11 protein-coding genes are annotated in these 12,759 nt (G+C 58.6%); 3 read left to right on the forward strand and 8 right to left on the reverse strand.

Going from position 1 to position 12,759, the window contains the following annotated elements:
* Positions 1 to 4: 4 nt before the first annotated feature.
* The 6 genes from IJL83_02775 to IJL83_02800 are packed head-to-tail and all read right to left on the reverse strand — an operon-like array spanning position 5 to position 5,626.
* Entirely contained in the window at positions 5 to 1,012 is a 1,008-nt protein-coding gene (locus tag IJL83_02775; protein MBQ6552522.1) for a M28 family peptidase, read from the reverse strand.
* A 12-nt stretch (positions 1,013 to 1,024) separates the two neighbouring features.
* Positions 1,025 to 2,029 (reverse strand): M20/M25/M40 family metallo-hydrolase, encoded by a 1,005-nt coding sequence (locus IJL83_02780; GenBank protein MBQ6552523.1) that lies wholly within the window; start codon positions 2,027 to 2,029, stop codon positions 1,025 to 1,027.
* 17 nt (positions 2,030 to 2,046) lie between these two features.
* Positions 2,047 to 3,411, reverse strand: a complete 1,365-nt coding sequence (locus tag IJL83_02785; protein ID MBQ6552524.1) for a UDP-N-acetylmuramoyl-L-alanine--D-glutamate ligase — start codon at positions 3,409 to 3,411, stop codon at positions 2,047 to 2,049.
* Positions 3,412 to 3,458: 47 nt separating this feature from the next.
* Positions 3,459 to 4,457 (reverse strand): TraB/GumN family protein, encoded by a 999-nt coding sequence (locus IJL83_02790; protein MBQ6552525.1) that lies wholly within the window; start codon positions 4,455 to 4,457, stop codon positions 3,459 to 3,461.
* Between the two features lie 48 nt (positions 4,458 to 4,505).
* Entirely contained in the window at positions 4,506 to 5,072 is a 567-nt protein-coding gene (locus tag IJL83_02795; GenBank protein MBQ6552526.1) for a chromate transporter, read from the reverse strand.
* The gene (locus tag IJL83_02800) at positions 5,069 to 5,626 is read right to left on the reverse strand and encodes a chromate transporter (GenBank protein MBQ6552527.1); all 558 of its coding nucleotides are present in this window, start codon (positions 5,624 to 5,626) and stop codon (positions 5,069 to 5,071) included. Before IJL83_02800 ends, IJL83_02795 begins: the two co-directional genes overlap by 4 nt.
* Positions 5,627 to 5,765: 139 nt before the next feature.
* On the opposite strand from IJL83_02800, the gene IJL83_02805 reads away from it, so the two are divergent.
* The 3 genes from IJL83_02805 (at position 5,766) to IJL83_02815 (ending at position 7,796) form a co-directional block, all read left to right on the forward strand.
* Positions 5,766 to 6,680 carry a hypothetical protein gene (locus IJL83_02805; GenBank protein MBQ6552528.1) on the forward strand — a complete coding sequence of 305 codons (915 nt, stop codon included), beginning with the start codon at positions 5,766 to 5,768 and terminating at the stop codon, positions 6,678 to 6,680.
* Positions 6,681 to 6,822: 142 nt separating this feature from the next.
* Positions 6,823 to 7,380: a manganese efflux pump gene (locus IJL83_02810; GenBank protein MBQ6552529.1), complete on the forward strand. Its 558-nt coding sequence runs from the start codon at positions 6,823 to 6,825 to the stop codon at positions 7,378 to 7,380.
* A gap of 134 nt (positions 7,381 to 7,514) precedes the next feature.
* Positions 7,515 to 7,796: a TrpR-related protein YerC/YecD gene (locus tag IJL83_02815; protein ID MBQ6552530.1), complete on the forward strand. Its 282-nt coding sequence runs from the start codon at positions 7,515 to 7,517 to the stop codon at positions 7,794 to 7,796.
* Positions 7,797 to 7,870: 74 nt separating this feature from the next.
* On the opposite strand, the gene IJL83_02820 is transcribed toward IJL83_02815, so the two are convergent.
* Both IJL83_02820 and IJL83_02825 read right to left on the reverse strand, forming a co-directional pair.
* On the reverse strand, positions 7,871 to 9,490 hold the full coding sequence (locus IJL83_02820) for a response regulator (GenBank protein MBQ6552531.1): 1,620 nt from the start codon (positions 9,488 to 9,490) through the stop codon (positions 7,871 to 7,873).
* 19 nt (positions 9,491 to 9,509) lie between these two features.
* Complete coding sequence (locus IJL83_02825) at positions 9,510 to 12,419, reverse strand: amino acid permease (GenBank protein ID MBQ6552532.1); 2,910 nt, start codon at positions 12,417 to 12,419, stop codon at positions 9,510 to 9,512.
* Positions 12,420 to 12,759: the final 340 nt, after the last annotated feature.

The raw sequence follows: 12,759 nt of genomic DNA on the forward strand, positions 1-12,759 counted from the left end.
TGAGTTATTGCACGGCGGAAAGCACGGCCTCCGCGAGCGCGCGGGAGGCGAGGACGTCCGCCTTGTTGACGGTGCTCTGGGACGTGTGTATATACCTTGCGGGGATGGAGAGCGCGGTCGTCTTCACGCCGGCGGCGGCTTTGTGTATCGCGCCGGAGTCGTTGCCGCCCGCGATCGCGGACTTGACCTGATACTTGATACCCTTCTTTTCCGCGGTCTCGCATACGAGAGCGAAAAGCTCGCGGTCGTAAACGGTCGCGCGGTCGGCGAAGGAAACGGCGACTCCGTCGCCCTGAACGGTCACGCGCTTGCTGCCTTCGGAGCCGCAGACGTCCGCGGCGGTGGTGCTTTCAAGCACGACGGCGACATCCGGGCGTACGCTGAACGCCGCGGGACCCGCGCCGCGCAGCCCGACTTCCTCGCAGACGGTGAAGGCGAAGTGCGCGTCGTATTCAAGTTCGCTTTTTATCATATCTATCATGATCGCGCAGCCGGCGCGGTCGTCGAGCGCCTTGCCGCAGAGGGAGTTTGCGCCGAAGTCGACGGTTTCGACGTCAAAGGCGAAGAGATCGCCGGGCGAAACGTACTTTTCGGCTTCTTCCTTCGACTTCGCGCCGACGTCGCCGTAGAGATCGTCGAGCTTTATATACTCTTTTTTGCCGTCGTCCCTGACGAGGTGCCAGGTCTTGCCGCCGAGGACGCATTTCAGCCCGCCCTTGCGGAGCACGCGGCCGTGGAGCGCGCTGTCGAGTATGCCGCCGACCGTGCCGAACTTCAGATATCCGTCGCCGTCTATACCGGTTACGATGAAGCCGACCTCGTCCATGTGCGCGGCGAACATGACTTTTTTATTTGCCGGCTGTCTGCCTTTTTTGAAGCAGAGCAGGTTGCCGAGCGGATCGACGGACCATTCGCAGAAGCCGTCGATGAGGGAGATTATCTTTTCCCTCACGGGCGCTTCGCCGCCGGAAACGCCGTCGATATTGCAGAGTTCTTTGATCAGTTCGAGCATTTCCGCGTCCTCCTAACCGTTGATTGCGTATTCCGCGAGGATCTTCGCCGCGGATTCGATGTCCGCCGCGTCGGTGACCTCGGCGGGGGTGTGCATATAGCGAAGCGGAGTCGAGAGCATCGCGCAGGCGACGCCTCTGCCGGAGATCGATATGTCGTCGGCGTCGGTGCCGGTGTCGCGCGGCATGACCTCGGTCTGATACGCCTCGCCGATGCGTTCGGCGGCCGCCTTCAGCTTGTCCGTCAGTTCGCGCGAAAGCCGCGGAGAAACGCCTATCATAACGCCGCCGCCGAGCTTGCCGGCTTTGGGGTAGGGCGTGTCCGGCGTCTGCGCGAAGGATACGTCGAGGATGACCGCCTCGTCCGGCGCGAACTCGAAGGCGGAGGTGAACGCGCCGCTGCCGCCCGCCTCTTCCTGAGAGGCGAAGGAGGCGATGATATCAAACTTCGCCTTCTTTCCGGCGATAAGCTCGAGCGCGCGGAGCACGACGGCGCAGGAGGCGCGGTTGTCGCCGGAGGTGCATACGGTTCTTCCGCCGAACAGCTCGGCGTATTTCGGGGTGAATACTACGGGGTCGCCGACGGCGACCTTCTTTTTCAGCTCGTCGAGCGGCAGACCGGTGTCGAACGCCATCTCGGAATCCTCCGGCACCTTGCCGCTTTCCTTCTGCAGATGCGGCGGGAGCACGCAGGGGACGGCGCGGACGCTGCCGCCCTTGCCGAGGATGGTGAACTCCGCGTTCAGCATAACGCGGCGGTCCATACCGAGCACGCCGACGCGGACGAAGCCGCCTTCGACAAGCTCGGTGACGAACGCGGCGACGGAGTCGAGGTGCGCGTCGAGCATCAGCTTTTTCGCGTCCGGCTCGCCGCAGGGGATGACGCCGACGACCGAGCCGAGCGCGGTCACGCGCACGTCGGAGGTGTAGGGCTTCAGCAGCTCCGCGAGCGCGGGCGCGACGCCGTGTTCGGCGCCGGAGGGCGCTTCAAGCGCGGAGAGTATCTTCAGGTAGTTCATTATATCACTTCCGTTAATTACAGTTCGTCAACTATCGCCGCGAAGCGTCTGCCGCGCTCGGCGAAGTTCTTGAATTCGTCAAACGACGCGCAGGCGGGGGAGAGCAGCACCGCGTCGCCGTCGGAGGCGGCGTTCGCCGCGGCTCTGACCGCTTCGTCGAAGGAGGCGCAGCGCGTCAGCGGCACGCCGCAGCCGTCCAGCGCGGCGGCGATCCTGCCGGCCGTGTTGCCGCAGAGGAAGACCGCCTTCGCCTTTTCGCCGACCGGCGCTTTCAGCGGGTCGAAGCTGACCTTTTTGTCGTAGCCGCCGAGGATGAGTATCACGCGCTCGTCGAAGGCGGAGAGCGTCGCGATCGTGCGGGTCGGGCTCGTGCCGATGGAGTCGTCGTAGAAGCGGACTCCGTTCTTCGTCGCGATCAGGCGGTTGCGGTGCTCGACTCCGGCGAAGGTGCGCGCGAGCTCCGGCGCGTACTTCGACGCGATCTCGCAGCCGACGGCCGCCATCGCCGCCATGAAGTTTTCCGCGTTGTGCTCGCCCTTTATCATGATCTCGGAGCCGTTGAAAAGGTAGGTTTCCTTACCGTTTTCGCGGAAGTAAATGTCGCCTTTCCCGTCCTTATAGACGCCGTTCTCGGGCTTTTCGCGGCGGCTGAACGTCAGCACTCTGCCGTTGGCCTCGGATGCGCAGGCGGCGGTGAAGTCGTTATCCGCGTTAAGCACGACCGTGCCGTAGGCGGACTGATACTTGAATATGTTTTTCTTCGCGTTGCCGTATTCCTCATAGCTGCGGTGGACGTCGAGGTGGTTGGGCGAAAGGTTGGTGATGACCGCTGTTTCGGGCGAGCGCACCATCGTTATCAGCTGGAAGGAGGAGAGCTCGAGCACGACCTTGTCCGCCGGCTTGATCTCGCCGAGCGAGGAGAGCAGGGGCGTGCCGATATTTCCGCCGAGGAAGGTCCTGTAGCCCGCGGCTTCGTAGAGCTTCGCTATCAGCGTCGTGGTGGTTGTTTTGCCGTCGCTGCCGGTGACCGCGGTTATCGGCGCGGGGCAGAGCTCGAAGAAAAGCTCCATCTCGCTGGAGAGCACGGCGCCGTTCTTGACGGCGGCGCTTATCTGCGGGATGTAGGGGTATAGACCGGGCGTGCGGTAGATTATATCGTAACCCGTATCGGCGAGGCGGTCGAGGTATCCGTCGCCGCAGCTGAATTTCAGCGTCACGTCGGAGAGGAATTCGTCCGGCAGCTCGCTGCGGCGGTCGAGTATCGTTATCTCCGCGCCCCAGGTCTTCAGCAGGCGCACCAGCGGCATATTGCTGACGCCGAGGCCGAGCACCGCCACTTTTTTGCCCTTGTGCTTTGCGATGATTTCGTTGATGTCTGTCATACCGAAGCTCCGTTCGTTTGGATTTTTGGCTGATTCTGATAGGGGACTTATCTTACGGGCTGAACGTCGTATCCGCGCGCCTTCAGCAGCGCGACGACGCCTTTGTCGCCGCACATATGCGCGGCTCCGACGACGAAGAATACGTTCATACCCTGTTTCATATAGCTTTCCGCAGCGTCCGCCATTCCGACGTTGCGGTCGTCGCACATGACCTTGTCGTAACTCTCCATGAGCGCGCGTTCCTCGTCCGTCAGTTCGCTGTAGTCGGATTCGGCCTCCAGCTCATCGGAAACGGTTCCGTTTTTCCAGCAGCGGAGCAGTTCGTGAATGCCGTCGGAGTAGTCGTCGAGGTAGCCGTCGTCGGTGCAGTCGCGCATCACGACGTTGTATATATCGTCGGAGAAGCCGCGCTCCATCGCGTACTGAAACTCCACCGACTCGACCTCGAGTATCTTCTTGCCGGTCTTGTGCGCGTCCTCGAGGAAGTGGCGGTCTATGCCGTTCTCATACTTAAGGCCGCTGTTCTCGACGGCGACCTGATCGACGAGCGAACACCACATCGCGGCGTCGTAATAGTCCATCGAGGAGTTGTAATAACCCGCGTCCTTCAGCAGCTTCTTCGCAGCGCTGTAAATATCGCGGTCGAGGTGGTCGCGTATCGTCGTGCCGTCGGTCAGCACGAAGGGGGTGTAATACTTCGCGATCTCCGCCTCCGGCAGCTGCTCGAAGGCGACTATGTCGCATTCGACGGCGAGCGCGCCGCATTCCGCGTAGGCGTTCTCGACGTAGTCGGGCAGCGGGAACATTTCGTTGTCGCCGACGTGTATCGATCCGAAGAGATAGAAGGAGCCGGCGTAGCCGTCCGCCGTGACGCGCCAGAGCTCCGGCGTGTATCCGGCGGGCTCGTCTTCGCTTCCGGAGAAGCCGCCGGACGAGCCGGAAGAGCTGCTTTCGGGAGCCGGCCCGAAGGATATACTGAAATTGCAGCCGCAGAGCAGAAGCGTCAGCGAAAGCAGGAGCGCGAGCAGTCTGGCTGTTTTTTTCATAATTACCTCCGTAAAGACTGATTGTCATTATCGCCAATCAGTCAAGGTTTATAGTTTGAGCAGTATCCCCGCGGCGGCGCCGGCGGCGATGAATACAAGCGGATGCACCTTTTTGCCCGCCGCGACGACTCCCGCGAGCGTGACGGCGAAAAGTCCGAGCGCGGGCAGCGAGATCATCTGCGTCAGCGGCGCTCCCGCGCCTGCGGAAACGTTGAATATCGCGCTGATGAAGATGCCCGCGACCGCGGCGGTAACTATCGCGGCGGTAGCCGGACGCAGCGCGTAAAACAGACCGTGCACGAGGCGGCTTTGTTTGTATTTTTGCAGAAACCGCGCAACGATGCAGACGATGATGAAGGACGGCAGCACGAGCGCGAGCGTCGCGGTCAGCGCGCCGAGTATATACGCGGCGTTGTAGCCGGCGTAGGTCGCCATATTCACGCCTATCGGTCCGGGCGTTGCCTCCGAAACGGCGATCATATCCGAGAGCTGATCGAGCGTGAACCAGTCAAAGCGCGTCGCAATATCGCGCAGGAAGGGGAGCGTCGCGAGCCCTCCGCCGACGGCGAAAAGCCCCGTTTTGAAGAACTCCCAGAAAAGCATCAGAAAGGTCATTCCGCTTCATCCTCCTTTTTCATCGGGAGTATGAAGGAGAGTATGATTCCGAGCAGGCCCGCGCCCGCGACTATGTAGACGGGCGAAACGGGCAGGAATACCGCTATCGCGAGCGCGGCGGTGAAGACGCCGAGCGTGATGAGATCCTTCACGCCCTTCTTTATCATCTTCCAGATGTAGACCGAAACGAGCGCGCATACGGCGACGCGGACTCCCGCGAGCGCGTGGAGCACGATCTCGTTGCCGCCGAAGCCGGTCAGCAGCGCCGCGATCAGCGTAATTATAACGAGCGAAGGGGATATGACGCCGAGCGTGCAGAAAAGCGCGCCGAAGAAGCCGTGCAGCTTGTAGCCGGTCAGCGTAGCGACGTTGACCGCGATGACGCCGGGGGTGCAGCCGGAGATCGCGTAGTAGTCGAAGATCTCCTCTTCCGTTATCCAGCCGCGCTTATCGGCGAGCTCGCGCTGAAACATCGGAAGCATCGCGTATCCGCCGCCAAAGGTCGTCGCGCCTATTTTCGCAAAGGTCAGAAACATCGTCAATAATTCTTTCATACCGATATTATATCACAACGCCGACGAAAATCAAGTGCGGCGGGCAATAATCTGCCGGTATTGACAATCACGCGCTTTTGTAGTATTATATTATTCGATTCAGAAGCAAATTCAAATAAGATACCGTAAAGGGAAGCATATGAAAAGGTTGCAAAAATTACTCGCGGCAGTCATAGCGCTGCTGCTTATATCGACTTCGCTGACGGCGATAAGCGTCTTTGCCGAAGGCGAGGAGGGGCAGACCGCCGAAAGCACCTCCTCCGTCGAAGAGGCGAGCAGCTCGTCCGCCGAACAGGTGAGCAGTTCATCCGAGGAGGAAAAAAGCAGTTCATCCGAAGAGGAGAAGAGCAGCTCGTCGGAAGAGGAAAAAAGCAGTTCGTCGGAAGAGGAGTCATCATCGGAAAAGAGCGAGTCGAGCAAAGAGGAGCGCCGCTCTTCATCGAGCAGTTCGTCCGCCGAAGAGATTTATATCCAGACGATAACCCACGACCTGACCGGCATTTCCATAGGGCTTTCCCAGCCGAACGACAAGCTGCTGATAGATGCGAAATCCATCTCCGCCGGCGATTCGGAGTATTCCGAGGTATACAAAAAACTCCTTGACGCGTCAAAGGATAAAGAACTCAACTGCTGCTACGAGGTCCTGCTCGGCGGCGACGAGACTTTCAATTCGAAGGTGACGATCATGCTGCCCGTAGACGAGAGCTTGATAGGCAGAAGCATGGTCGTGCTGTTTTACGCTGAGCGCGCTTCGCACGTTGAAACAAGCAATAAGAACGTCGGCAAGGCGGTTCCGGCCTCTTCTTCCGACGGCGGAGAGGAGAGCGGCGAACCGACCGGCAGCGGTGTTATCAAGGTTTCCGAAACACTCGAGGCGGGCAGAAAGTATTACTTCGCCGTCTGCGAGTTCGCGGATTTCGTGCCGGCGTCGAGTGGCTTCGGTCTGCTTGAGATCATGGCGATCCTCATCGGAGTCGCCGCCCTCGCCAGCGGCGGACTTCTCGCTTTCCTCTGGGCGCGCTACAACAAAAATCAGCAGGCGAAAGCAAAATAACACGCGCCGTATCGAATACATACGCCCCGTGTGAAGAGAGCTTCACGCGGGGTCGTTATTATAGCGAATAGAAACGCATACTATTATTTTGTATTATCCTTATCACCAATCGCTGTCAGGGAGGGGAACGCGGTTGAACGCGATGTTTTTCATAAACGCGGCGCTGCTCGGGGTCGGGCTTGCGATGGACGCGTTCTCGGTTTCGGTCGCCAACGGACTGCGCGAGCCGGATATGCGCAAACGCAAGGCGCTGATTTCGTCGGCGGTATTCGGCGGCTTTCAGACCGCGATGCCGCTGCTCGGATGGGTCTTCGCGCATACGCTTTTCGAAGCGTTCGAGTCGTTCCGCAGGTTTATACCGTTGATCGCCCTCGCCCTGCTTCTCGTCATCGGCGGCAAGATGATATGGGAAGGGCTCCGCGGTGAAACGGAGAAGGCCGCGGGCGCGGGAACGCTGCTCGTTCAGGGGATAGCGACCTCAATCGACGCGCTCTCCGTCGGGCTGACGATCGCGGAGATCAGCTTCGGCTGGGCGCTGGTCGAGGCGCTTATCATCGGCGCGATAACCTTCGGCATCTGCGTCGCGGGCGTTTACCTCGGCAGAAAGGCGGGCGCCGTAATTTCCGACAAAGCGGCCGTCATCGGCGGAGTTATACTGATCCTGATAGGGAGCGAGATATTCTTAAAAGGCATTCTTTAACGGCCTAACAGCTTCAGGACGCGCGGCTGCGCGTCCCGCTTTTATATTTTTCACAAAAAAAGTGCAAAAATGTCTTTACAACTTTAGTTTGATGAAGTATAATATAAAGCAGTAACGACAGCGGAGGATCCGAAATGACGGAGAAGAAAGTCAGCAAATCGGATATAGAGAAGCTATACGAGGTGCTCGTCAGAGTGGCCTCTGTCGACGAATGCCGCGAACTGCTCGACGACCTCTGCACCGTCAAGGAGGTCGAGCAGATGGCGCAGCGCATCAAGGCGGCGCAGCTGCTCATAGAAGGCAAGACCTATTCGCAGGTGATGGAGCAGACGGAAATCTCGTCCGCGACGCTCAGCCGCGTTTCGCGCTGCGTGCAGTACGGCAGCGGGTATTCGCGCTTTTTGAAAAAGGAATAAGCTGATACATTAAGAAGAACGCTTCCCTTAGGGCGTATGCACGTTCCAAGGAAAGCGTTCTTTTTTTAATACGACTATTCGTCTTTGTTTATCTGTTCGTTTATTCTCGAAACAAGTCCGGCGGTTTCGAACGGCTTCGCGATATGGCCGTTCATACCCGATTCAAGACTGCGCTTTTTGTCCTCCTCGCGCGCGTTGGCGGAGAGGGCGAGTATCGGCAGGGAAGCGCCGTTGTCGAGCGCGCGGATGGCGCGCGTCGCTTCGTAGCCGTTCATGACGGGCATCTGTATATCCATCAGCACGAGGTCGTAGTAACCGGCGGGACGTTCTCGCACCGCGTCGACGGCGTAGCAGCCGTCGGTGACGGATTCGACGGTGAAGCCGGCCTCGGTGAGCACCGTTTCCGCGAGCACGCGGTTTATATAGACGTCTTCGACAAGGAGCAGGCGGCGTTTTCCGTCTGCCTGCGGGTGCTTGATTTCGACGGGAGCCGCGGAGCCGTCCGCGTCCGCCGCCTTAAGCGGCAGCTCGACGGTGAAGACGGACCCCTTGCCCTTTTCGGTCTGAACGGTGATGGTGCCGCCCATGATGTCGACCAGCGCCTTGACGATGGAGAGCCCGAGCCCCGTACCGATCGCTCCGCTCTTCGTGGAGTTTTCCTCGCGCTCGAACGCCTCGAACATATGCGCTGCGAATTCCTCGGACATACCGACGCCGGTATCGGCGACGGAGAACTCGTAGCGGGAGTAGACGCCTTCGCTGCATTTGACGCGGGCCTTTACCGTGACCGTTCCGCCTTCGGAAGTGAACTTGACGGCGTTGTCGATAAGGTTGTTCATCAGTCGCAGGAAGCGGTGCTTGTCGAGCAGTACCGCGCGGTCGGGAAGGTCGATCTCCTGTTCGAGCGCGATCTTCTTCTCCTGCGCCTTCGCGCGGAAGATGTCGACCGCGACGGATATCAGGCCGTTCGGTCCCGTCGGCTCGGACTTCGCTATGAAGCGGCCGCCGGTCAGCGAATTCATATCGAGTATATCGTCGATAAGCGCCAGCATCTGTTTGCTTGATATTTCTACCTTATCGAGACAGTCCGCCAGCGCCGCGGGGTCGTCCGCGTGACGCTTGGCGAGATCGGAGAAGCCGATTATGGCGTTCATCGGCGTGCGTATATCGTGTGAGATATTGAAAAGGAAAGCGGATTTCATCTCGCTCGCGCGCTTTTCCTGCTCGAGCTCGAGCTCTGCCTTGAACCTTTCCTGCTCCGCGCGGAGCTTATCAGTCACGTCGCTGATGAAGACGTAGTATACGTTGCCGTAACCCTCGAGATGCGAGAGGCGACCATAGTCGTCGACCCAGCGAATCTCGCCGTCGCGCCGTATGATGCGGTATTCGACGAAGTCGAGGTTATCGTTGCTTTCGTCCGCGATCTGGCGGTCGATCGAACCTTGGATGTTCTCGTAGTCGTCCGGATGCACGAGTCCGCGGAAGGTTCCGCCGGTCAGCTCGCGGAATTGATCCGTATCCGCGCAGGCGAAGATACGCAGCGCCGCGCGGTTGACGTAGATAATCTCCTGCGATTCATCGTCGCGGTAGACGAAGAAACCGCCGGGGAATACGTCTCCGACCGCGAACAGCGTCGGTATCATCTCTATGGGAAGTTCGTCGTTGCGCCCGGAGGCGTGGGCGTTGTTTCTCATGAGGCCTTCCTTTCTGCAATCAATGCGAGCGGGCGAGCACTTCTTTGAGCGTCGCCAGCATATTGGGAACGTCGATCGGCTTAGAGATGTGCGCGTTCATACCGGCGCCGAGCGCCGCCTGCACGTCTTCGGCGAAGGCGTTAGCGGTCATCGCGACTATCGGCACGGAAGCGCGTTTTTCATCGTCCAGCGCGCGTATTGCTTTTGCGGCCTCGAGGCCGTTCATTGTAGGCATATTGAAGTCCATGAGTATGATGTCGTAGCGGCCGGGCTCGGAGGATTTGACCTTTTCGAGCGCGACGGCGCCGTTCTCGGCGGAGTCGACCTCAAAGCCGGACTTTGAGAGCACGAGCTTCGCGATCTCAAGGTTGACGGGGTTATCTTCCGCGACGAGTATCTTCGTGCCGGTAAAATCGAATGCTTCGTTCTCTGCGGCGGTTTTGACCTCTTCGCCTTTCTCGAAGGACAGGCGGATGATGAATTCGGTGCCCTTGCCGAGCTCGGTGTTGACGTCGATTGTGCCGCCCATCATATCTACGAAGCTCTTGGTTATCGCTGTTCCGAGACCGGTACCCTGAATTCCCTCTACCGTCTTGCTGCGCTCGCGTTCGAACGCCTCGAAGACGCGCTCCGCGAACTCCTTGCTCATGCCGATGCCGGAGTCCTTGACGCGCAGCTCGTAATCGCATACGCCGTCGGAGGCGCCGGTCTGGCGAAGCGTTACGGAGATGCTGCCGTTTTCGGGAGTGAACTTGTAGGCGTTGGATACGAGGTTGAGCAGAATACGGCTGAGGCGGTTGTCGTCGCAGCGCACCCACTTATTCTCGACTTCGGAAACGTCGACTTTGTAATCGATGTGCTTTGCGTCCATCTGCGTGACGAAAACGCCGCAGGCGTCGGAAACGACCTTCACAATATCGGCGTCCTCGATGCTGAGCTCCATTTTGCCGCTTTCGATGCGGCCCATATCGAGCACGTCGTTTATCAGTCCGAGCAGGTGCTGGCTGGACGAGTCGATCTTGTCGAGGTATTCGCTGACCTTGGGCGAAAGGTCGGGCTCCGCTTTCGCGAGCGCGGTGTAGCCGGTAATCGCGTTCATCGGGGTGCGTATATCGTGACTCATATTGGAGAGAAAGGAGCTCTTCGCCTTGTTGCTCTGCTCGGCCTTGATCTTATCTATATCTGCGGATCTCTCGCGTTTCTGCATGACGGAGTAAATATTGAACATCGAGATCAGCGTGATCACGATAAGTCCCATCTGTATCAGACTGTCGCGCGTGACCGTGTCGTTCATTTTGTCGAGCTCGGAGTTAATGTATTCTTCATGCGCCTTCAGATGCGGATCGTCGGGCGATACGCCGGTTTCGACGGCCTCTTGCGTGTGGTATTCGTTGGCGTTCGCTGCGAACTCCTCCATCGATTTGTTGGTCGACTGGTGCATCCACATAAGCGAGATGAAGAAGATAAGGAAAAGCAGCACTATCCAGACGACAGTGGACTTCCCGAGCCGGCGGCTTTTATCCTTGTTGAAAAGCGTTCTGAAGAATATAACGCCTACGATGCTCCACAGCGCGAGAATCAGGTAGGATTCGGTTGCCAGCGGAGCCGCGGAGAGATAGTTCGGTATCAGCAGGTAGATGCTGAACGCCGCCGACATAACGAGCCCGATCACGCCGGTCGCCATTATCAGCTTTCTGCCTTCCTGCTTCGCGCGTTTGAACGCCGTGGCAGAGGTATAGCCGTAGGCGATAGTCGCGCCGATGGTCGTTACGTCGACTATCCAGCCGATCGCCGTTCTGCCGAAAAAGGGGATGACGAGGGAGATCGCGGTTATAAAAAGTATCGCGTTTTTCGGAGCCCCGCTCTTGCTGAGCTTTCCGAACCAGGAGGGGAGCATTTCGTTTTCGGACATCGAATAGAGCAGGCGGCTCGAGGCGATCATATTGCCGATTAGTCCGGTCAGCACGCCTCCGAGCAGAGTTGCGCCGAGCACCGTCGAACCGATTTCGCCCATCGCGTTCTCCGCGGCGAAGAAGGTCGGGATGCCCTCGATGCCGGAAAGCTCGCCGCTATTGACGGCGGCGATATAATCCGTCCAGTTCGCGAAGCCCTCGGGCAGCGCGGCGGCGGCGATCTCCGCGAGAGTCAGGTAGGCGACGGCGCCGGTCGTGACGGCGATCGCTATTATCAGGAAGGACTTTTTGTGCGAGAACTTAAATTCGCTCGCGGAGTGCGAAACGGATTCAAATCCGATAAACGCCCACGGCGCGAGCGCGACTATCGCGATCACCTGCGCGAACGGGCTCTTGCCGGGCGCGAAGCCGGGCTTGAACGCGGAGAGGCCGTCCTTGAGGTTCGCCATCGTAATGCCGAATGTGACGAGTATGCCTATGATGAGCACCAGAGCGAAGACGATCTGCAGTATGCCCGCGAGGCGCTTCCATTTCGCGCATATAAAGCCGAAGATTATCAGCGCGGAGGCGGAGAGCAGCAGCTCTCCCATATAAACGTCATATCCGGCGATCGTGTAGTGGAATCCGAACTGCAGCGTATTGCCGAGCAGGTTTCGTGCGATGAGCGCGAGGGCCGTCGCGTTCGCCCAGATTATCGAAACGTACGTCAGCACGAGGAACCACGCGCTGAGGAAGGCGTGATCGTGGCCGAACTCCCCTTTGGCGTAGCTGAAGGTGCCGCCGGAATCGGGGTAGCGGTTCATCATATAGTGATAGTTGGCGCCTATGATATACATTATCGCCGCGCCGATGATGATGCCGACAGCGGTGCCGAGCGGTCCCGCGATCGGCAGGAAGGTCGTGCCGGGCATAATGAACGCGCCCCAGCCGACGCTGCAGCCGAACGCAAGCGCCCACACGCCCAGAGGTGAAAGGTATCCGCCGAGCTTATTTCCTGTTTTGATTCCGCCTGACATATAAATAATCTCCTCTTCGCCGCGCGAGCGCGGCGTTTCTGTAATTGAATAAGCAGTGTAAAGTATATTCGCTAAATTATAACACATTTTTGCTATGTTTTCAACTATTATATATTCATATCATGGTAATTGCAGAACGAACGCCCTGCCGGATTTGTTAGGGCGTGCAAATCAGGGATACGCCGGTCTTAAAAAGGAGCTTTTCGCGCCGGTCGGCGTTGAAGCCGCTTGAAATACATCAAGTATTTCCGCGCGTCTTCGCCTTGCCCGACACAAAAACCTCTCTTTTTAAGATGCGGAGCAGTTTTGAACGAGATGTTTATCGTTCAGGCAAAACAAC

It is taken from the genome of Clostridia bacterium, assembly GCA_017438525.1.
Classification (GTDB): Bacteria; Bacillota; Clostridia; order Oscillospirales; family RGIG8002; genus RGIG8002.

Coding starts and splice junctions, on each gene's coding strand:
- IJL83_02775 (MBQ6552522.1), bottom strand. CDS start 1,012: ATGCTCGAACTGATCAAAGAACTCTGCAATATCGACGGCGTTTCCGGC.
- IJL83_02780 (MBQ6552523.1), bottom strand. CDS start 2,029: ATGAACTACCTGAAGATACTCTCCGCGCTTGAAGCGCCCTCCGGCGCC.
- IJL83_02785 (MBQ6552524.1), bottom strand. CDS start 3,411: ATGACAGACATCAACGAAATCATCGCAAAGCACAAGGGCAAAAAAGTG.
- IJL83_02790 (MBQ6552525.1), bottom strand. CDS start 4,457: ATGAAAAAAACAGCCAGACTGCTCGCGCTCCTGCTTTCGCTGACGCTT.
- IJL83_02795 (MBQ6552526.1), bottom strand. CDS start 5,072: ATGACCTTTCTGATGCTTTTCTGGGAGTTCTTCAAAACGGGGCTTTTC.
- IJL83_02800 (MBQ6552527.1), bottom strand. CDS start 5,626: ATGAAAGAATTATTGACGATGTTTCTGACCTTTGCGAAAATAGGCGCG.
- IJL83_02805 (MBQ6552528.1), top strand. CDS start 5,766: ATGAAAAGGTTGCAAAAATTACTCGCGGCAGTCATAGCGCTGCTGCTT.
- IJL83_02810 (MBQ6552529.1), top strand. CDS start 6,823: ATGTTTTTCATAAACGCGGCGCTGCTCGGGGTCGGGCTTGCGATGGAC.
- IJL83_02815 (MBQ6552530.1), top strand. CDS start 7,515: ATGACGGAGAAGAAAGTCAGCAAATCGGATATAGAGAAGCTATACGAG.
- IJL83_02820 (MBQ6552531.1), bottom strand. CDS start 9,490: ATGAGAAACAACGCCCACGCCTCCGGGCGCAACGACGAACTTCCCATA.
- IJL83_02825 (MBQ6552532.1), bottom strand. CDS start 12,419: ATGTCAGGCGGAATCAAAACAGGAAATAAGCTCGGCGGATACCTTTCA.